The organism is Dyella flava, from assembly GCF_016904955.1.
In the GTDB taxonomy this organism is placed as follows: Bacteria; Pseudomonadota; Gammaproteobacteria; order Xanthomonadales; family Rhodanobacteraceae; genus Dyella_B; species Dyella_B flava.
Window position 1 is genome coordinate 87,647 of sequence record NZ_JADIKE010000037.1, and the last position, 18,695, is coordinate 106,341.

The 18,695-nt window shown below is 61.7% G+C and carries 20 protein-coding genes; 9 read left to right on the forward strand and 11 right to left on the reverse strand.

Annotated elements, in window-relative coordinates; genetic code table 11:
• Window positions 1-12 precede the first annotated feature (12 nt).
• The 7 genes from radA to ISP19_RS13785 form a co-directional block, all read right to left on the reverse strand.
• On the reverse strand, window positions 13-1,392 hold the full coding sequence (gene radA, locus ISP19_RS13755) for a DNA repair protein RadA (protein ID WP_204682989.1): 1,380 nt from the start codon (window positions 1,390-1,392) through the stop codon (window positions 13-15).
• 70 nt (window positions 1,393-1,462) lie between these two features.
• Window positions 1,463-2,551, reverse strand: a complete 1,089-nt coding sequence (gene alr, locus ISP19_RS13760) for an alanine racemase (RefSeq protein WP_204682990.1) — start codon at window positions 2,549-2,551, stop codon at window positions 1,463-1,465.
• A gap of 125 nt (window positions 2,552-2,676) precedes the next feature.
• Window positions 2,677-4,071 carry a replicative DNA helicase gene (locus ISP19_RS13765; protein ID WP_204682991.1) on the reverse strand — a complete coding sequence of 465 codons (1,395 nt, stop codon included), beginning with the start codon at window positions 4,069-4,071 and terminating at the stop codon, window positions 2,677-2,679.
• Window positions 4,072-4,272: 201 nt separating this feature from the next.
• Window positions 4,273-4,722: a 50S ribosomal protein L9 gene (rplI, locus tag ISP19_RS13770; RefSeq protein ID WP_204682992.1), complete on the reverse strand. Its 450-nt coding sequence runs from the start codon at window positions 4,720-4,722 to the stop codon at window positions 4,273-4,275.
• 213 nt (window positions 4,723-4,935) lie between these two features.
• Window positions 4,936-5,166: a 30S ribosomal protein S18 gene (gene rpsR, locus ISP19_RS13775; RefSeq protein WP_074552179.1), complete on the reverse strand. Its 231-nt coding sequence runs from the start codon at window positions 5,164-5,166 to the stop codon at window positions 4,936-4,938.
• 16 nt (window positions 5,167-5,182) lie between these two features.
• A complete protein-coding gene (rpsF, locus tag ISP19_RS13780; RefSeq protein WP_204682993.1) occupies window positions 5,183-5,611 on the reverse strand; it encodes a 30S ribosomal protein S6 in 429 nt (142 codons plus the stop codon).
• A 205-nt stretch (window positions 5,612-5,816) separates the two neighbouring features.
• Entirely contained in the window at window positions 5,817-6,143 is a 327-nt protein-coding gene (locus ISP19_RS13785; RefSeq protein ID WP_204682994.1) for a HesB/IscA family protein, read from the reverse strand.
• A gap of 147 nt (window positions 6,144-6,290) precedes the next feature.
• Between ISP19_RS13785 and asnS the strand changes: the two genes are divergently transcribed.
• The 7 genes from asnS to ISP19_RS13820 all read left to right on the forward strand — a co-directional run bounded on the left by asnS (window position 6,291) and on the right by ISP19_RS13820 (window position 12,345).
• On the forward strand, window positions 6,291-7,691 hold the full coding sequence (gene asnS, locus ISP19_RS13790) for an asparagine--tRNA ligase (protein ID WP_204682995.1): 1,401 nt from the start codon (window positions 6,291-6,293) through the stop codon (window positions 7,689-7,691).
• A gap of 12 nt (window positions 7,692-7,703) precedes the next feature.
• Window positions 7,704-8,507, forward strand: coding sequence for a MalM family protein (locus ISP19_RS13795; RefSeq protein WP_204682996.1), 804 nt, complete (start codon window positions 7,704-7,706; stop codon window positions 8,505-8,507).
• A complete protein-coding gene (locus ISP19_RS13800; RefSeq protein ID WP_204682997.1) occupies window positions 8,504-8,833 on the forward strand; it encodes a hypothetical protein in 330 nt (109 codons plus the stop codon). The genes ISP19_RS13795 and ISP19_RS13800 overlap by 4 nt, the downstream gene beginning before the upstream one ends.
• Before the next feature lie 20 nt (window positions 8,834-8,853).
• Window positions 8,854-9,645, forward strand: coding sequence for an SDR family oxidoreductase (locus ISP19_RS13805; protein ID WP_204682998.1), 792 nt, complete (start codon window positions 8,854-8,856; stop codon window positions 9,643-9,645).
• A gap of 144 nt (window positions 9,646-9,789) precedes the next feature.
• Complete coding sequence (locus tag ISP19_RS13810) at window positions 9,790-11,241, forward strand: aldehyde dehydrogenase (protein ID WP_204682999.1); 1,452 nt, start codon at window positions 9,790-9,792, stop codon at window positions 11,239-11,241.
• 10 nt (window positions 11,242-11,251) lie between these two features.
• Window positions 11,252-11,920 (forward strand): carbonate dehydratase, encoded by a 669-nt coding sequence (can, locus tag ISP19_RS13815; protein ID WP_204683000.1) that lies wholly within the window; start codon window positions 11,252-11,254, stop codon window positions 11,918-11,920.
• Window positions 11,917-12,345, forward strand: a complete 429-nt coding sequence (locus tag ISP19_RS13820) for a RidA family protein (RefSeq protein WP_204683001.1) — start codon at window positions 11,917-11,919, stop codon at window positions 12,343-12,345. The genes can and ISP19_RS13820 overlap by 4 nt, the downstream gene beginning before the upstream one ends.
• Window positions 12,346-12,420: 75 nt before the next feature.
• Here ISP19_RS13820 and ISP19_RS13825 read toward each other — a convergent pair whose 3' ends face one another.
• The 4 genes from ISP19_RS13825 to ISP19_RS13840 all read right to left on the reverse strand — a co-directional run bounded on the left by ISP19_RS13825 (window position 12,421) and on the right by ISP19_RS13840 (window position 16,293).
• Complete coding sequence (locus tag ISP19_RS13825; RefSeq protein WP_204683002.1) at window positions 12,421-12,645, reverse strand: hypothetical protein; 225 nt, start codon at window positions 12,643-12,645, stop codon at window positions 12,421-12,423.
• Between the two features lie 190 nt (window positions 12,646-12,835).
• A complete protein-coding gene (hutG, locus tag ISP19_RS13830) occupies window positions 12,836-13,615 on the reverse strand; it encodes an N-formylglutamate deformylase (protein ID WP_204683003.1) in 780 nt (259 codons plus the stop codon).
• A 24-nt stretch (window positions 13,616-13,639) separates the two neighbouring features.
• A complete protein-coding gene (gene gorA, locus ISP19_RS13835; protein WP_204683004.1) occupies window positions 13,640-14,986 on the reverse strand; it encodes a glutathione-disulfide reductase in 1,347 nt (448 codons plus the stop codon).
• 47 nt (window positions 14,987-15,033) lie between these two features.
• Window positions 15,034-16,293, reverse strand: a complete 1,260-nt coding sequence (locus ISP19_RS13840; protein ID WP_204683005.1) for an NAD(P)/FAD-dependent oxidoreductase — start codon at window positions 16,291-16,293, stop codon at window positions 15,034-15,036.
• Between the two features lie 199 nt (window positions 16,294-16,492).
• Here ISP19_RS13840 and ISP19_RS13845 point away from each other — a divergent pair, with 199 nt between their 5' ends.
• Window positions 16,493-17,842 (forward strand): hypothetical protein, encoded by a 1,350-nt coding sequence (locus ISP19_RS13845; protein ID WP_204683006.1) that lies wholly within the window; start codon window positions 16,493-16,495, stop codon window positions 17,840-17,842.
• A 142-nt stretch (window positions 17,843-17,984) separates the two neighbouring features.
• A complete protein-coding gene (locus ISP19_RS13850; RefSeq protein ID WP_204683007.1) occupies window positions 17,985-18,554 on the forward strand; it encodes a C40 family peptidase in 570 nt (189 codons plus the stop codon).
• The last annotated feature ends 141 nt before the right edge of the window (window positions 18,555-18,695 follow it).

The window sequence follows — 18,695 nt, forward strand, 5'->3', positions numbered from 1 at the left end:
TCCACCCTCACCTTAGCGGCAGGCATCAATCGCCTGCGCCAGACGTTCCACCCCGACCACTTCCATCTCCCCCACACGTCCTTTCTTCGGCGCATTGGCCTTGGGAACGATGGCGCGCTGAAAACCATGATGCGCAGCTTCCTTCATGCGCTCTTCGCCATTGGGCACCGGACGGATTTCACCGGACAGACCCACTTCGCCAAAGGCAATGGTTTTCTCCGGTAGCGGACGGTCACGCAAAGAAGAAAGCACAGCGAGCAGGACCGGCAAGTCAGCGGCAGTTTCCTGCACGCGGATGCCGCCAACGACGTTGACGAAAACATCCTGATCGTAGGCGGCGACACCACCATGACGATGCAAGACCGCCAGCAGCATCGCGAGGCGGTTCTGTTCCAGTCCCAATGCCACGCGACGTGGATTGCCCAGCGAGGATTGGTCCACCAGTGCCTGCACTTCCACCAGCAAAGGACGCGTGCCTTCGCGCGTGACCATCACGGCACTGCCCGAGGTCGGGCCGCTATGCGCCGACAGGAAAATGGCGGAAGGGTTGGGCACCTCGCGCAATCCCTTTTCGGACATGGCGAACACACCCAGCTCATTTACCGCGCCGAAACGGTTCTTGAAGGCGCGCAGCACACGGAAACGGCTGCCGGACTCGCCTTCGAAATACAACACCGCGTCCACCATGTGCTCCAGCACGCGTGGGCCGGCAATGCCGCCCTCCTTGGTGACGTGCCCGACCAGAAAGACCGAGGTGCCGCTTTCCTTGGCAAAGCGGGTCAGTCTGGCCGCCGATTCGCGTACCTGGCTCACCGAGCCCGGTGCCGCGGTGAGCAGTTCCGTCCAGATGGTCTGAATGGAGTCGATCACCAGCACGCGCGGCCGTGTCGCGGCAACTTGCTCAAGAATCCGTTCGACACCGGTTTCCGCCAATGCATGCAGGGGGTTCAGGGGAAGATCGAGCCGCTGGGCGCGGGCAGCAACTTGCGCCAGTGACTCTTCACCGGTGACATAGACGCTAGGAAGTTTTTCGCCGAGTGTGCCGAGCATCTGCAGCAACAAGGTCGATTTGCCGATGCCGGGATCGCCGCCGATCAACACAACCGATCCATCGACCAGGCCACCGCCAAGCACGCGATCCAATTCTCCGATACCGGTCAGCGTGCGCGATTCGGCCGTCACCAGCACGTCGGTCAGCGGGGTAACCCGAGGCGCGTTGTTCGCGGCGCCCGCATAACCGCCCTGCCGCGCAGCGCCTGACGATTTCTGCGCGGACTGCACGACGAACTCGGAGAGCGTGTTCCACGCGCCGCATTCCACGCATTGACCTTGCCATTTGGTGTGCTCCGCACCGCAATCGGTACAAACGTAGGCAGTTTTGGCTTTGGCCATGAGGTTGCACGCGTGAAATGGATGGAAGGAGCTTAGCCTGCAAGGGTCGCAGACCGCGAGACGCGTAGGATTATTGGTCGTCTTCGACGAACAGCACGCGGCGCGTCATGCCGCAGGTAAGGTCATAGCTGATCGTGCCGGCCTGGGCCGCGACGATTTCCACCGGCAGTTCCGATCCCCACAGCACCACGCGATCGCCTACTTTGGCGTGAGGTGCCTCGCGCAGATCCAGCGTGATGAGATCCATCGAGACGCGGCCAATCAGCGGCACCCGCTGGCTACCGACCAGCACGGGCGTACCGGCTGCGGCGCTGCGTGGATAGCCATCGCCATAGCCGACAGCAGCCACGCCAACGGGCATGTCTTCGGGACACTCCCACAGCCCGTTGTAACCGATGCGTTCACCGCGCTTGATCGTATTGATGGCAATCAGGCGAGTGGACAAGGTCATCGCCGAGCGAAAACCGAAGTCCGCACCGCTTTTGCCTTCCACTACCGAGAGTCCATAAAGCAGGCCACCGGTACGCACCCAATCGCCACGCGCACCCGGCCAACCCAGCACGGCCGCAGAATTGGATAGCGAACGCGGTCCCGACAGGCCCAGCGTCGCGCTGCGGAAGCGCTCGATCTGCTCGCGAGTACGCTCGCCATCGAAGACTTCCGATTCGGCGAAGTGTGTCATCAAGCCGATATCCGGATCGATGCCGGTCATCGTCGACAACTGCGCATGCACGGACGCTGCGCGTTCCGGCGCGAAACCAAGCCGATGCATGCCGCTGTCGACTTTCAGCCACACGCGCAGACGTCCGCGCGTGGGCGAGGCTTCCGACAGCCAGTGCAGTTGGCTTTCATGATGGATCGCGGCATCAAGGCCAAGCCGCTGCATCTCGGCTATATCACCGGCCTGATCAGGACCCGACAACACCACGATGCGTTGCCGATGCCCTGCCGCGCGCAAGCGCAAACCGTCGCCCAGCGAAGCCACGGCAAAGGCATCCGCAGCGCCGTCCAGCGCGCGCGCCACCCGTTCCAGGCCATGCCCATAAGCATCCGCCTTGACCACTGCCATGACCTTGGCCGGCGCCGCCAGCTCCCGGATCCGTTCCAGGTTGTGGCGCAGGGCACCCAGATGAATGGTGGCGACAGTCGTACGGCTCATGATTCCTGGCTTGATCGAGAGGACTATCCCGGCATGTGGAAACACACGCCCGCTGCAGCATAGGTTAGCGGCTGACTGGCGGGCGGATCAGGGCAGCGAGATGGCAAAGTGCAGGCAGCCGCCGCTTAGAAATGCCCGGTATAGGTGTCAGGACTATAGTTCTCGAACTTGGTGTAATGACCGAGGAAGGTCAGTTTCACCGTATCCGTGGGGCCGTTACGTTGCTTGCCGATGATGATTTCGGCCAGGCCTTTGTCGGGCGATTCCTTGTTGTAGTACTCGTCGCGGTAGATGAACATGATCACGTCGGCGTCCTGTTCGATAGCGCCGGATTCGCGCAAGTCGGACATCATCGGACGCTTGTCGGCACGCTGTTCCAGCGAGCGGTTCAACTGTGACAACGCGATCACCGGTACGTTGAGTTCCTTGGCCAGGCCTTTCAGCGAGCGGGAGATTTCCGAAATTTCCGTAGCGCGGTTTTCCTTGTTGCCAGGCACCTGCATCAGCTGCAGGTAGTCGATCACGATCAGGCCCAGGCCGCCGTGCTCACGCGCCAGGCGGCGTGAACGCGAGCGCATCTCCACCGGCGAGAGGCCGGGCGTGTCGTCAATGAAGATCTTCGCCTCGGACAGCAGCGCGATGGCGTTGGTGACGCGCGGCCAGTCCTCTTCGGCCAGGTCGCCGTTACGCAGGTGCTGCTGGTGAATGCGGCCTACCGAAGAAATAAGACGGAATGCCAGCTGCGACGCGGACATCTCCATCGAAAAAATCGCTACCGGCTTCTTTGCGCGCAAGGCACAGGCTTCGGCGATGTTGACCGAGAAAGCCGTCTTGCCCATCGACGGGCGCGCCGCGACGATGATCAGGTCCGACGGTTGCAAGCCAGAAGTGAGGTTGTCCAGATCGGTGAAGCCGGTGGAGATGCCGGTGAGCTGCCCGCGGTTCTGGTAGCGCTCATGCAGCAGGCGGAAAGCGTCTTTGACCGCTTCGCGCATCGAAACCGTATCTTTCTTGCCGCGCGCGCCGGATTCGGCAATGTGGAACACGCGCTGTTCGGCGGTTTCCAGCACCTCTTGCACGCTCTTGCCTTCCGGGCGGTAACCGTCCTCGGTGATCGCGGTACCGGCATCGATCAGCTGGCGCAACACGGATTTCTCGCGCACGATTTCCGCATAGGCGGCGATGTTCGCCGCGCTTGGCGTGCTGTTGGCCAGTTCCACCAGGTAACCCGCGCCACCGACCATTTCGGCCAGATCGTTGGCCTCAAACCAATCACCCAGGGTCACCGCATCGCACGGCATGCCCTTGATGGACAGTTCGGTAATCGCGCGCCAGATCAGCCGGTGGTCCCTGCGATAAAAGTCCTGTTCGCCGAGTTTGTCGGCAACTTTATCCAGTGCATCGGGTGCGAGCATCAGGCCGCCGAGCACCGCCTGTTCCGCATCAATGGAATGCGGCGGTACTCGCAAAGCTTCGATAGCGCTGTTGTTGCCGGATTTACGTTCGGGCACGAAGGACATGGACATTCCCTGTAGCAAGGAAGGTGCACAAAGCCATATAGGCAGGCACAAGCTGCGAGCATACGCGGCGCAGTCTCAGGGGACGAGACAATAAGTCTGTGGATATCTTGTGGGATTGTGGGGATAACCCTGGCGCCGCGCCCAAAACAAACGGGCGCCTACCGGCGCCCGTCTGCATCCATCACAAGATGGCGTAGCAGCTTACTTCTCGCTGACCACGATCACCTTGATCGAGTTCTGCACGTCGGCATGCAAGCTGATCAGCACGTCGAATTCACCGATGTGGCGGATCGGGCCTTCGCCCTGGATCACTTCACCCTTGTGGATGTCGTGACCGGCAGCCTGCAGCGCCTCGGCGATCTCGCGCGGCCCCACCGAGCCGTACAGCTTGCCTTCGGGGCTGGCATTGGCGGCGATGGTCACCGTCACGTCAGCCAGCTTGGCCTTGCGGGTTTCGGCATCGGTCAACAGCTTGTTGGCCTTGGCTTCGTATTCGGCGCGGCGAGCTTCGAACGCGGCGAGGTTCTCGGCGTTCACGCGCACAGCCTTGCCCTGCGGCAGCAGGTAGTTGCGGCCGTAGCCTGGCTTCACCTTGACCTTGTCACCAAGGTTGCCGAGGTTGCGCACTTTCTCAAGAAGGATAAGTTCCATGGGGTATTCCTCAATTCGTTAGCACCGGTGTGGCCCGATGCAGCCGTGGACGGTTGTCCGAAATCGTCTTGCACCCTCTGCCTTTGAGGAGAGGGTTGGGCGAGGGGCTCTTCTTGCCTTGATCAGCATCCGAAACAGGCTTCGAACAATGCCGCAGCAAGATTACCCCTCACCTCGATCCTCTCCCCGCTGGGGAGAGGAGGAAAACCGACATCAAACGTCGTGGTTGTCGGTGTACGGCAGCAGCGCCAGGAAACGGGCGCGCTTGATGGCCGTGGCCAGCTGGCGCTGGTAACGAGCCTTGGTGCCGGTGATGCGGCTGGGAACGATCTTGCCGTTCTCAGTGATGTACTGGCGCAGCGTGTTGAGATCCTTGTAGTCGATCTCTTTGACGTTTTCGGCCGTGAAGCGGCAGAACTTGCGGCGGCGGAAGAACTTGGACATGGGTCTGGGCTCCTAATCAGTCTTCGAGGTCGGCATCGTCGCTATCGGCGCGACCCACGCGGCGGTCATCGCCTTCGGCGTCGTCGTCACGGCGGCGGGAAGACTTGGCGTCGTCCTTTTCCTTGCTCTTCAGGATGAAGGACTGCTCGGTGTCGGCCTCGTCGCGCTTGATCACCAGATGACGCAGCACGGCGTCGTTGAAGCGGAAGCCCGACTCCAGTTCGTTCAGCACGCTCTGGCTCACTTCGATGTTGAGCAGAACGTAATGCGCCTTGGCCAGGTTCACGATCGGGTAAGCCAGCTGGCGGCGGCCCCAATCTTCCAGGCGGTGGATCTTGCCGCCATCGGCGGTGATCAGCGCCTTGTAGCGCTCGATCATGGCCGGAACCTGTTCACTCTGGTCAGGGTGGACCAGAAACACTACTTCGTAATGACGCAAGGTCATCGGTAAAACTCCTTATGGATGTGGCCCTTACGAGCCAGGCAGCCTCCTGCCGATGCAGTGAGGCAAGGGACCGTCCCGCGCCTGTTTGGCGGAGACAGAAGCGGAATTGTAAGCGGGATGAGCCAGTCGGTGCAAGTAGCTGAATTGGCTCAGTTATGGGGCGCGTCAAGGACGCAGGCACGCCAGCCCGACTGATCGCCAGATGTCAGCCAACGGTGAAGCTTTCACCGCAGCCACATTCCCCCGTCGCGTTCGGGTTGTGGAACACGAAGCTGGCATTGAGCCCCTGACGCTGGAAATCGATGACGGTCCCATCCACCAGCGGCAGGCTGTTGACGTCCACGATCACCGGGACGCCATCGATCTGGAAAGTCTGGTCGTCGGCGCTCGCCGTATCGGCCAGATCCACCACGTATGCGAAACCCGAGCAGCCCGTGCGCTTGACGCCGAAGCGGACTCCGGCAGCAGCAGGCGACTGCGCGAGGAACTGGCGCATGCGTTGATTGGCAGAGGGGGTAATCGAAATAGTCATAACGACAAGGGTTCTAAATTCAGCCGGCGCTTAAGTTGGCGCTTTTGGTACGGATGGCATGTCGCAGTGCAGCCAAGGCCTACATTATCATGCCCGCTTGCCTTCACGCCCTTAACAAATGGGCGCAATCCTCAGGAGTTTCAATCCATGACGGTGGTCAGCGTCAAACAGGCCCTTTCCGGCAACATCGAAGCCGGTAGCACGGTAACGGTACGCGGCTGGGTACGCACCCGGCGTGACTCCAAGGCTGGCCTGTCGTTCGTGAATATCAGCGATGGTTCCTGCTTCGATCCGATCCAGGCCGTAGTGCCCTCCACCGTGGGCAATTACGAGAGCGAGGTGAAGCACCTCACCGCCGGCGCGGGCGTGATCGTCACCGGCACCCTGGTGCCCTCGCAGGGCAAGGGGCAGGCGTTCGAACTCCAGGCAGAGAGCGTTGTCGTTACCGGGATGGTCGACGATCCGGAAACCTACCCCATCCAGCCCAAGCAACACTCGATGGAATTCCTGCGCGAGGTGGCCCATCTGCGTCCGCGCACCAACCTGTTCGGCGCGGTGACACGCGTGCGTCACACGATGATGACGGCCATTCACCGCCATCTCACCGAACAGGGCTTCTTCTGGATCAACACGCCCATCATTACCGCGTCGGATGCCGAGGGCGCGGGCGACATGTTCCGCCTCTCCACGCTGGATCTGGCCAACCTGCCGCGCGATGACAAGGGCAAGATCGATTTTCGCAAAGATTTCTTTGGCCGCGAAGCGTTTCTCACCGTGTCCGGGCAGCTCAACGTCGAGGCGTATGCGCTGGCGATGAGCAAGGTCTACACCTTCGGCCCAACCTTCCGCGCCGAAAACTCCAACACGCCGCGCCACCTGGCTGAGTTCTGGATGGTGGAGCCGGAGATCGCGTTCGCCGATCTCAACGATAACGCCGACTGTGCCGAGGCATTCCTCAAGGCGATCTTCAAGGCCGTGCTGGAAGAGCGCGCGGACGACATGGCGTTCTTCGCCGAGCGTGTGCTGCCTGACGCCATCGAGCGTCTGGAGAAGTTCATCGCCCAGCCGTTCGAGCGCATCGATTACACCGATGCCATCGAGATCCTCAAGAAATCCGGCCACCACTTCGAGTTCCCGGTCGCCTGGGGCGTTGACCTGCAAACCGAGCACGAACGCTACCTGGCCGAAAAGCACATCGGCCGCCCGGTGGTGGTGATGAACTACCCCGAACAGATCAAGGCGTTCTACATGCGTCTCAACGACGACGGCAAAACCGTTGCGGCGATGGACGTGCTGGCACCCGGCATCGGTGAAATCATCGGCGGCTCCCAGCGCGAGGAGCGCCTGGATTACCTCGACCGCCGCATGGCCCAGTTTGGTCTCGATACTGCCACCTACGGTTGGTACCGTGACCTGCGCCGCTACGGCACCGTGCCCCACGCTGGCTTCGGCCTCGGCTTCGAACGCCTGCTGGTGTACGTCTGCGGATTGCAGAACATCCGCGATGCCATCCCTTACCCCCGCGCGGCCGGGAGTGCCGAATTCTGATCCATACCGCCTATGCGTTCTATGCGTTTTCGACTGCTACTCACCCTCGCTGTGACCCTGCTGCTTGCCGCCTGCCATAGCGTCAAGCTGCCTGCGCTGCCCAACATCCTGCCGCAAGGTACGCCGACCAAGTCACTGGCTGATGCCAAGAAAGAGCTTGAACAGGCCACACCCTGCTGCACGAGCTTTGCCGACTTCTCGTTCCAGAATCAGCTGCCGTGGACACCTCAGCAATTCGTGCTGGGCAACGGCACTCCGGTAGCGGCCATCAACGGCGTGCATAGCTATTTCCTGAGCTTCAAGCTGCCGGCCGACGCCAAGCTGCCTTACAAGATTGGGCTGAAATCGGAGCTCAGTGGTCGCTCGGCTGGCAACAACAGCTATCTGTTCGCGCCAACAGTGGCGGTGCTCAACGATGCGTTCCAGCCGATCGACACGCAAGACGTGAAGCTGTGCGAATACATGGGCTGGAGCAGTAGCGACAGTGGTGCATTCGGCAGCGTTGCAATCGCCGACAAGCAGGCGCGTTACGTGGTGGTATACAGTTCCGGCAAGCAGCAGTCGGACAATACGTACTGGGAGCAATCGGCCAGCACCTTCTCCACCACCAGCACCACTACGCCGGCGGCGGTGACCATGGGCGGCAGCTACAAGATCCAGCACGGGCCGGACGGCACGGTCTGGGTCGGCATGATGAACAAGTCGTATGCTGAAGCCGTGAACAAGGCTGTGTGCGGCAAGGCCCCACAAGGCGATGGCGTGCTGCATAGCCTGCGCGACGACATCCCTGCCCATTTGAGCTGGAGCAGTCTTTGATTCCGTTTGTGGTCTATTTTGGGTTGCTGCTGATCGGCCTGGCCTGTTTCATCACGCATGCCGTCTTGCCGTTTCGCATTGCCAAGCATTTGCGTGAGGATTACCCCCATCACTGGAAAGTGATCGTGGACACCGGTGCCGGCGCCCAGGCTGCCCACGGGCCGCAACTGTGGTTGCGCATGCAGCACGTGCTGCGCTCACCGGCCATCGCCGCTATCGGTGATGTTTCGATCACGCGCCTGTGGCGCACCTGGCGCTACAGCCAATGGCTGGCCTGGGGTTGCTGGATCGCCGCGCTGGCGGTGCAGTGGCACAGCCGCAGCTAACCAAACGCCAAGGAGACTGCATGGATTTGAACCTGAAAGGTCGTCACGCACTGGTGTGTGGCGCATCACAAGGTATCGGCCGTGCCACAGCGATCGAGCTGGCCGAACTGGGGGCCGATGTCACCCTGCTGGCTCGCTCGGCCGATCAGCTTAAAGCTGTTGCCGACAGCCTGTCGCGTAAACATCTCACGCAGCGCCATGACTGGCGCAGCGTCGACATGCAGGACACCGCCAGCCTGCAAAGCACGGCGGCGGACATCGTCGCGGCGCATCCGATACATATCCTGATCAACAACACGGCAGGGCCACCCGGTGGTCCTGCGCATAGCGCGGAACCGGCTGCCTTCGAAAACACCTTCCGCCAACACCTGATTGCCGGACAGGTGCTGCTGCAAACGGTGCTGCCCGGCATGCGCAGCAGCGGTTACGGGCGACTGGTCAACGTGATTTCCACCTCGGTGAAAGAGCCGATCCCGGGCCTGGGTGTTTCCAACACCATCCGTGCCGCTGTCGCCTCCTGGGCGAAAACGCTTTCGGGCGAACTGGCGGCCGATGGCATCACCGTCAACAACGTCCTGCCCGGCTACACGCGCACGGCCCGACTGGATGGCCTGCTCGCCGCGAATTCGCAAAAGAGCGGGCGCAGCGAAGATGAATTGGCGAAGGAAATGCTCGCTGCCGTGCCTGCACGCCGTTTTGGCGAGCCGGGTGAAGTGGCGGCGGTGATCGCCTTTCTTTGCACGCCAGCGGCGGCCTACGTCAACGGCGTGAGCATTGCAGTGGATGGCGGGCGGACCAAGGCATTGAGTTGACGCTCGTTGCGAGCGCGGCGAGTTGCCTCGTTGCTCCATATGCGGCCTGAGCAAGCCCCATCTGCAAGGTGAGTGGGGTTTATCACATCACACATACGGCCGCGCCCGGTGCATTCCTGGCGCGCAGGCTCTAAGCTTCCAATGATGCCAAGCACACGCCTCGCCAATCTCATTGACGGTCGCCTGCAGGCGCCCGTGGACAATCGCTGGCTCGATATTCACGAGCCAGCCACCGGCGTGGTGTTTGCGCATTGCCCTGATTCCACTGCCGCAGACGTCGATGCAGCGGTGAAGTCGGCGCAAAAGGCTGCCCCCGGCTGGGCATCCATGCCATCGGAAGAACGCGCCCGGCTGATCAACCGCCTGGCCGATCTGGTCGAAGCGCGGCTAGAGGAATTCGCCGCACTGGAGTCACGCGACAGCGGCAAGCCGGTCGCACTCGCCCGCCGCCTGGACATACCGCGCGCCGTTTCCAACCTGCGTTTTTTTGCTGCGGCGATCATCGCCTGGGACAGCGAGTCGCACGCCATGGAAAGCGGCGCGATCAATTACACCTTGCGTCGCCCGCTCGGCGTGGTTGGCTGTATCAGTCCCTGGAACCTGCCGCTGTATCTGTTTACCTGGAAAATCGCGCCGGCCCTGGCGAGCGGCAACACCGTGGTTGCCAAGCCTTCCGAGATCACGCCCTGCACTGCTGCGCTGCTCGGCGAGTTAAGTATCGAAGCCGGCTTTCCCCCCGGCGTGCTGAACATCGTGCAAGGTCGCGGCCCGACCACTGGCCAGGCCATCGTCGAACATCCTGCGATCAAGGCCGTATCGTTCACCGGTAGCACGCGCACGGGCGCCAGCATCGCAGCGACCGCTGCGCCCCAATTCAAAAAGGTATCGCTGGAATTGGGCGGCAAAAACCCCGCCATCGTTTTTGCCGACGCCGATCTTTCCGATCAGAACCTCGACACCATCGTGCGCTCTGGTTTCGCCAATCAGGGCGAGATCTGCCTGTGCGGCTCGCGCTTGCTGGTGCAGCGCTCGATCTATGACAGCTTCCGCGAACGCTATCTCGCACGTGTAAAGGCGCTGCGTGTAGGCGATCCCGAGGAAGCCTCCAGCGATCTTGGTGCATTGGTCTCCCGCGAACATTTCGACAAGGTGATGGGCTGCATCGCGCAGGCACGCGACGAAGGTGGCCAGATTCTCATCGGCGGCCATGCCCTGTCGCCGACCGGACGCTGCGCAGAAGGATGGTTTATCGCGCCGACCGTCATCGACGGGCTGCCGAATGAAACGGCCACCAACCAGCAGGAAATTTTCGGCCCGGTCGTCACCCTGATTCCGTTTGAAGACGAAGCCGACGCAGTCGCCATCGCCAACGGCACCGGCTACGGCCTTGCCGCTTCGCTGTGGACCACCGATCTGTCGCGTGCACACCGCATGGGCGCACAGCTGGATTTCGGCATCGTGTGGATCAACTGCTGGCTGCTGCGCGACCTGCGCACACCCTTCGGTGGGACCAAGCAATCCGGTGTCGGTCGCGAAGGTGGCGCTGAAGCACTGCGCTTCTTCACCGAGCCGCGCAATATCTGTATTCGCTATTGAGGAAAACGCCTTGAGCAGTCCATTGCAGGACCTGATCGACAGCAACCGCCGCTGGTCGGCTTCCGTGACGCAGGCTGATCCGCACTTCTTCGAGCGCCTGGCCAAGCAGCAGTCACCGAAGTATTTGTGGATCGGTTGCTCGGATTCACGCGTACCCGCTACGCAGATCGTGGATCTGCCGCCCGGCGAGATCTTCGTGCAACGCAATGTAGCCAACGTGGTTTCGCATAGCGACCTCAACTGCCTGAGCGCCGTGCAGTTCGCGGTGGATGTGCTGAAGGTGGAACACATCATCGTGGTCGGTCACTACGGCTGCGGCGGCGTGCAGGCGGTGCTGGACGAGCGGCGCCTGGGCCTGGTCGACAACTGGTTGCGTCACGTCAGCGACGTCGCACAGAAACATACCGACATGCTCAGCTCGCTCAGATCCATGCCCTTGCGCAATACGCGTCTCTGCGAGCTCAACGCTATCGAGCAAGTGGTGAATGTGTGCGCCACGACCATCGTGATGGAGGCATGGGAGCGCGGCCAGAAACTCGCCGTGCACGCCTGGTGCTACAGCCTTTCCAACGGACACATGCATGACCTTGGCATGCATGTCGACTCGCGCGAATCATTGCGCCCCAGTTACGAACAAGCCCTGCAGCAGCTGATGCATCGCGCAGGGGAACCACGATGAGCGAGGTAATCCGCACCGATACCGCGCCGGCGCCGGTTGGCGCTTACCCCCATGCGCGCCGCGTGGGTAATCTGCTGTTTCTCTCGGGTGTCGGCCCGCGCCAACCCGGTACGAATGCCATTCCGGGCAATGTCTATGGTGCGCAAGGCAAGCTGATCGATTACGACATCGAGCAGCAATGCCGGCAGGTTTTCGCCAACGTGCGCGCAGTCCTCGAAGCCAGCGGCGCGCAGTGGGAGCAGTTGGTCGACGTCACGGTTTTTCTCACCGACATGACCCGCGACTTCGCGACCTACAACCGGCTTTACGCCGAATACTTCAAAGGCGTGGATGCCTGCCGCACCACGCTGGGCATCGCGGCCCTGCCTACGCCCATCGCCATCGAACTCAAATGCATCGCCGCACTGCCCTCTTCGACGGGCTGAAACGCGGGCATTAAAAAACCCGGCTGGCAGGACCAACCGGGTTTCTCGGTATACCGAACCGTATTACAACAACGATTACTTCCCGGCGGTGCTGCTGGAAGCCGGCGCAGCGGCCTTCTTGTGCGACGACTTGTGGGTCGTCGACGAGGTGCTCGACTTCGCCTTGTGGGTGGTGTGCTTGGCAGGAGCCGCGGTGGACGAAGAAGCCGGGGCAGCCGACGACTGTTCCTGAGCGAACACCGAGCCGGAGAGGGCCACACCTGCAACGAGCAGAGAAGCGATCGCAAGTTTACGCATCATGATCATGAGCCTCGAGATTTTTGGTTGTCACGGACCCGGCCGGAACCCGGCTCACGCGGGCGGCGTGACGGCCTTAACAATGCATCGGTCTCGGCATACCGGAACTGAACGGAAGTAAGAAAAACACGAGATTTGCTTATAAATTGAGCAAGTCACTCGAACCGGGCTTCCGCGGCAGTTTCCCCAGGGATCAAGCCAGACATTGCCGTAATAACTCGCGGATGGTGTCCTGCACCAGCAGGGCCTTGGCCCCATCCCAGGCAAAGCTTTCCTCGTCCATATACCGGCACTGGGACAGCTCCAACTGGACCGCCTGGACCCCCTCCGCCGGCTTGCCGTAGTGCCGGGTGATATAGCCACCCTTGAAGCGCCCATTGAGCACGAAGTCGTAGCGCGACTGGGCTTCCATCACGTTGGTAAGGCTCCACTGCAGGTCAGCGCCGCAACTGGCTCCGTCAGCCGTGCCCAGGTTGAAGTCCGGTAAACGCCCTTCGAAAAGCATCGGCACATGGCTGCGAATCGAATGCCCTTCCCACAGCACGACCCGCCCATGCTGCGCCTTGAGCCGGGCAATCTCCCCGACCAGCGCCTGGTGGTACGGGCGCCACCAATGCTCGACGCGTTGCTGGATTTCTTCAGCATCAGGCTCCTGACCGTCCAGGTAGAGGGGCTCGCCGTCAAAACCGATGGTCGGTACCAGGCCGGTCTCCCGTCGCCCCGGGTAAAGCGCTTGCCCATCGGCCGGCCGATTGAGATCGATCACGTAGCGTGAGGCCACCGGCTTGAGCACGCTGGCCCCCAGTTCTTCCGCCAAGGGTTCGTAGAGCTGCGCCACATGCCAGTCGGTGTCCGGTGAACGGCGGGCTTCGGGGCGCAGGCGAGAGCTCAGATCGTCGGGAATATAGCTGCCGTTGTGCGGCAGGCTGATCAGCAGCGCAGCGCTGCCACGTTTGAGGCTGAAGGTATCCATCCCGGAAGTGTGACCCGTCAGCACTCAGTGCAGCAACAGGAGCTCTTCGGCAGCGGTGGGGTGGATCGCGATGGCTTCTTTCAGGTCGCGCCAATACAGCCCTTTTTGCAGCGCAATCGCAAAACCTTGCAGCAGCTCATCGCTGCCCGGTCCCAACACATGGATGCCGACCACCTTGCGCTCGTCACCCACGCAAACCAGTTTCACCACACTTTGCTCCGAATGCCCGGCCACCATCATCAACAAAGGCGTATAGCGGCCACTGTACACGCTGACAGCATCGCCATGACGCGCGCGTGCCTGGTCCTCGGTCAGGCCAACCGTACCCAGTGGTGGATCAGCGAACACGACGCTGGGGATGGCGCTGTCATCAAACTTCGCGTCCGCATGGCCGCCTACCAATCGAGTAGCCAAAGCGCGACCCGCCGCCACCGCCACCGGCGTCAATGCCCTCCGATCGGTCACATCGCCGATCGCATAAATGCCAGGCACATTGGTGTTCTGAAAGGCATCAACGCGTACGCGACCCTCTTGATCACACGCCACGCCCAGACGTTCCAATCCGATACCACCGCTATTGGGCACACGGCCTACGGCCCACAACACCGCGTCGTAGACACCGTGCTCAATGCCCCCGATGGTTTCCAGGGTGATGGCACCGGGGTTGCCGTGTGCGGCCTTGATCCAGGTATCACGCACTATCCTGATGCCACGTGTCTGCATCTGCGATACAAGCGCATCGACCAGTTCACGGTCAAAGCCTGCCAGCACGTGTTCGCGTACCAGCAAATCCACTGAGCAGCCCAGGCCATGCAGCATGCAGGCAAATTCAACCGCGACATAACCGCCTCCGACGATGGCGATATGCCGCGGGCAGGCGTCCAGCGTGAAGACGTCGTCCGACAACATGCCCAGCTCGAAGCCCGGTATATCGAGGCGGCGGGGACGCGCACCCGTCGCAATGACGATATGCGGCGCGCTGACCTGCATCCCTTGCGCGGTTACCACTGTATCTGCCGATATCAAGCGTGCGGCATCCGTTATAACGCGGATGCCCGCCGTATCCAGACGGATCGCATAGCGCTCGCGAATGCCGGCGATGTAGCGGTTGCGCAAATCACGAAAGCGCGCCCAATCCAGCTGCATCGGCGTGGTTTCGAAACCGATGTCGATCGCCAATCGATGCATGTCCGCCATTTGCGCGGCGTACCACATGGCCTTCTTCGGTACGCAACCGCGATTCACGCAGGTGCCGCCCAAGGCGTCAGCGTCAAACATGGCGACCCGCGCTCCCAGCTTGGCACCACGCTGCGCAACGCTCAATCCACCCGAACCTGCCCCCAGCACAATCAGATCGAAGCGTTCGCTCATCGTCATCTCCTGGCTGAGTTCACGTCGTTTGGATCAGGCTTGATTGACTACAGACCGAACCGCGCGGGTGCATAGGGCGTTGGATCAAAGGCAGGCGTCGCTCCGGTGAGCTGCGCGGCAACCAATTCACCGGTTGCCGCCGACATGCTGACGCCCAACATGCCGTGTGCCGTGGCCAGATGCAGGTTGGACCAGCGCGTGCTGGGGCCTATGATCGGCAGTTCGTCCACGCTCATAGGACGCCAGCCCCACCACTCTTCCTGCAATTGCGGCCCTTCCGGCTCACGTAAACCCAACGCCGCGCCACGGCGCAAGGCATCGATGCGGGTGCGATTGAGTCCTTCCGCATAACCGGAAAACTCCATGGTGCTGCCCAGGCGAAAGCCACTTTCCCAGGTTGTGACGCACACCGACACATCGCGCAGCACCAAAGCATGACGCGGCGCATGCACCGGCCGCGTATAGGTGAGCGAGTAGCCCTTGCCCGGCTGCATCGGCAAGCGCAGGCCAAGCTTCTTTCCAAGCAATGGCGACCAGGCACCCAAGGCGAGCAACACACGTTCGCCGGCAAAATCGCCACGGGAAGTGCCGACACCCGTGATGCGATTCGATGCTGTCTCGAAACGCTCGATGCTGGCACCGGTTTCGATCACGCCACCGCGTTCGCGCACCAGCCGCGCCAGTTCGGCCACGTAACGGTCCGGACGCAAACGTGCATCGCCGGGATGGAATAAACCGCCCTTCACGCCGGGCTTGAGCGCGGGTTCCATCGCTTCGACCTCATCCCCGCGCAGGCGCTGTACGGGAATGCCCAGGCGCTCCAGCACCTGCACGTGATGATGTTCATCCGCGTTCATGGGGCCGGGCTGGCGATAGACATACATCACGCCAGACTCAACGAATTCGCAATCGAGCTTCTCGTTGGCGACCCACTCGCCGATCAAGTGTCGTGAGCGTTGCAGGATGGCCGAACGCGCCTGAGCGGCATGCTCGAAATCGCGCCAGTTGCAGTGCCGCGCAAACCCTAGCAGCCAGCGCAGACGCGGGCCATCGAAACGTGGGTTGAGGTACAGCGGCGCATCGGCACGCAACACCGAGCGCAGCGCCACACCCAGCATGCCAGGCATCGCCAAGGGCGCTGCGTGGCTGGGGGTAATCGTGCCGCAATTGCCGTGCGAACTGCCGCAACCGGGCGTGCCCTGCTCCAGCACGCGCACGCTGGCGCCGCCCTGCAGCAGATACAACGCACAGGACAGGCCGACGACACCGCCACCAAGAATCAACACATCACTGCGGGAAGCATCCATCCCGGCATTGTAGCGACCCGCGTGCCGCCCTAAAGAGCCGGCCTACGACCCTGACGCAGCTCGCCAAGGCAAGCCGGGGATCGTTGACAGGCGCTTGACCTGGCCCCACCAGCTTGCGCATGCCTATGAACGGTGGGTACTTGCGCAGAAGCGAACATCGTCGCAGGCTGATGGCGCGCAACCTCGAGTCCCCACTCCGATGCGTGCAGCGATTGTGAAGTGCCTGTTTTGCACCACCGTGCTACTGGCCTCCACCAGTGCGCACGCGCAAACGCCTGCCCCTCCCTCCACCGAAGAACTACTGGCCAAATTCGGATCCTCGCCGAACGGCCTGGCGCGCTACGACTACCTCACCGCCGTCATACCGACACTGCAAGGCGACGACAAGGTGCTGGCCCAGCAACTGCTGGCAACCGTGGACAACGAGCTTGGCCTCTACGACGAGGCAATCATGGCCTTCCCGTTTGACAACCGCATAGCGCCTCCGCGCTCCATGCCGCTGCCCAACACCGACGACTGGCGCAGCATCAATGCCGCCGATGCCGTGGTGGAAATGGCCGCCAACCGCCACATCGTGATGGTCAACGAAGCCCATCACGATGCACACACGCGGGAACTCACGCTGGCCTTGTTGCCACGCCTGCGTGCATTGGGTTATCGCTATTTCGCCGCAGAAGCGCTGAGCGACAAGGACACACAGTTGACGCAGCGCGGCTATGCCACCGATGACTCCGGCACCGAATACCTGATGGAACCGCTATACGGCGAAATCATCCGCCAGGCGATCAAGCTCGGCTACATCATCGTGCCCTACGATCCGGAAAACGCTACGACGGATAGTCGCGATGCCGAGGAGGCGAAAAACCTTTACGAGCGGGTGTTCGCCAAAGATCCGCAGGCCAAGTTGTTCGTGCATGCCGGCTATTCACATCTGGACAAAGCCCCCGGCAATCTGGGCCCCGGCATCCAGCCGATGGCCATGCTGCTGAAGCAGCTCAGCGGTTACGACCCCTTGTGTGTCGACCAGGTGCAATTTCGCGACGTGGCTGTCGGCGGTCTCGATTTTGGCTTTTACAGCACGGTCGCCGTGCGCTTCAGGCCAGAGGTGCCGATTGCCTTGCGCAATCGCCGTACCAACGACATATGGAGTTCCGATCCACTACGTCACGACATCAGCGTGATTCTTCCTGCGGCAGACGAAGGCGATCTGGATGTCCACGGCATCATGAAAGGCGACGTGTTGCGCCGCCAGGTCGTGCTGCCGCGTCCGCCTTTTGACATTGACGAGCGCCCCGATTGGCTGACGCTAGGCGGCAAACGCGTTCCGTTTCGCATCTCACTGGACCTGTGCAATGGACAATTGCCTTGCGCGGTCGATGCTTACTACGCCAACGAGCCGGACAGTTCCGTTCCGGCCGACCGCTACACCTTCACCCACTCGCGTTCCCACAGCGTGCTTTACCTGTATCCCGGGCGGTACCGCCTGCGCGCCTGGAACACCAGTGGCGCCACCCTGTCGGAACAGGAGATCGAGGTTCCCGCCCCATAGACGCGTGCTGTGGCTCTCCAGCCTGACGACACTGCCCCTGGCGGGCGCCGATCCGCCTGCCCAACCTCCCCCAGTTCCTGAGGACTTCCGTCCAAATCATTGATTTGATATAACCTCGACGCAAAACACGCTGAGGGTTTTTATGGCGCCGGCCAACAGGGGTGATGCCGACAAACACAGATCGACCTGGCTTGTGCTGCGGCACGCCGCACTGCTCGGTGTGCTGCTGTTGCTTGCAGCCTGTGCCGGTTCGCCACGACGGGAAGCCACCTTCAAACCCTCCCATTCGGAACTCGCCGACGAACCGGCCCGCGCGCCGGAAAATTCGGTAGGTACCGCCAACGATGTGCTGTTCCGCGCCATGGCCCTGGTCGGCACCCCCTATCACTGGGGCGGCAATACCCCAGCCGGCGGCTTCGATTGCAGCGGCCTGGTGGACTACATCTACCGCAACGCCGCCAACATCATGCTGCCGCATAGCTCGCGCGACATGGCTGAGATGAACGGCCTGAAGGTGCGCAGCATGGATGACTTGATCAGCGGCGATCTGGTCTTCTTCGGCAGTGACGGCGATATCAGCCACGTAGGCGTCTATGTTGGCAAAGGGCGCTTTGTGCATGCGCCAAACAGCGGCGGCACGGTGCGGCTGGACGACATTGACGGCCCGTATTGGCGCAATCACTTCATCTACGGCAAACGGTTGCTGGATTAATTCAAGGACCGGCTGCACAACACGCCCGCCAGGGGCGGCTCGCAGGCCAGCCACGCTTCAGGCATGTGCGCTCACGCCTTGCCTTCCTCCTGTCTCCGTAAGCCGAGAAGGCACCATTCGCCCGTCTTCACAAAAATTAAA

Excerpts from the sequence above, each read along its gene's own strand:
- radA (WP_204682989.1), bottom strand. The coding sequence starts at position 1,392 with ATGGCCAAAGCCAAAACTGCCTACGTTTGTACCGATTGCGGTGCGGAG.
- alr (WP_204682990.1), bottom strand. The coding sequence starts at position 2,551 with ATGAGCCGTACGACTGTCGCCACCATTCATCTGGGTGCCCTGCGCCAC.
- ISP19_RS13765 (WP_204682991.1), bottom strand. The coding sequence starts at position 4,071 with ATGTCCTTCGTGCCCGAACGTAAATCCGGCAACAACAGCGCTATCGAA.
- rplI (WP_204682992.1), bottom strand. The coding sequence starts at position 4,722 with ATGGAACTTATCCTTCTTGAGAAAGTGCGCAACCTCGGCAACCTTGGT.
- rpsR (WP_074552179.1), bottom strand. The coding sequence starts at position 5,166 with ATGTCCAAGTTCTTCCGCCGCCGCAAGTTCTGCCGCTTCACGGCCGAA.
- rpsF (WP_204682993.1), bottom strand. The coding sequence starts at position 5,611 with ATGACCTTGCGTCATTACGAAGTAGTGTTTCTGGTCCACCCTGACCAG.
- ISP19_RS13785 (WP_204682994.1), bottom strand. The coding sequence starts at position 6,143 with ATGACTATTTCGATTACCCCCTCTGCCAATCAACGCATGCGCCAGTTC.
- asnS (WP_204682995.1), top strand. The coding sequence starts at position 6,291 with ATGACGGTGGTCAGCGTCAAACAGGCCCTTTCCGGCAACATCGAAGCC.
- ISP19_RS13795 (WP_204682996.1), top strand. The coding sequence starts at position 7,704 with ATGCGTTCTATGCGTTTTCGACTGCTACTCACCCTCGCTGTGACCCTG.
- ISP19_RS13805 (WP_204682998.1), top strand. The coding sequence starts at position 8,854 with ATGGATTTGAACCTGAAAGGTCGTCACGCACTGGTGTGTGGCGCATCA.
- ISP19_RS13810 (WP_204682999.1), top strand. The coding sequence starts at position 9,790 with ATGCCAAGCACACGCCTCGCCAATCTCATTGACGGTCGCCTGCAGGCG.
- ISP19_RS13820 (WP_204683001.1), top strand. The coding sequence starts at position 11,917 with ATGAGCGAGGTAATCCGCACCGATACCGCGCCGGCGCCGGTTGGCGCT.
- ISP19_RS13825 (WP_204683002.1), bottom strand. The coding sequence starts at position 12,645 with ATGATGCGTAAACTTGCGATCGCTTCTCTGCTCGTTGCAGGTGTGGCC.
- hutG (WP_204683003.1), bottom strand. The coding sequence starts at position 13,615 with ATGGATACCTTCAGCCTCAAACGTGGCAGCGCTGCGCTGCTGATCAGC.
- gorA (WP_204683004.1), bottom strand. The coding sequence starts at position 14,986 with ATGAGCGAACGCTTCGATCTGATTGTGCTGGGGGCAGGTTCGGGTGGA.
- ISP19_RS13840 (WP_204683005.1), bottom strand. The coding sequence starts at position 16,293 with ATGGATGCTTCCCGCAGTGATGTGTTGATTCTTGGTGGCGGTGTCGTC.
- ISP19_RS13845 (WP_204683006.1), top strand. The coding sequence starts at position 16,493 with ATGCGTGCAGCGATTGTGAAGTGCCTGTTTTGCACCACCGTGCTACTG.
- ISP19_RS13850 (WP_204683007.1), top strand. The coding sequence starts at position 17,985 with ATGGCGCCGGCCAACAGGGGTGATGCCGACAAACACAGATCGACCTGG.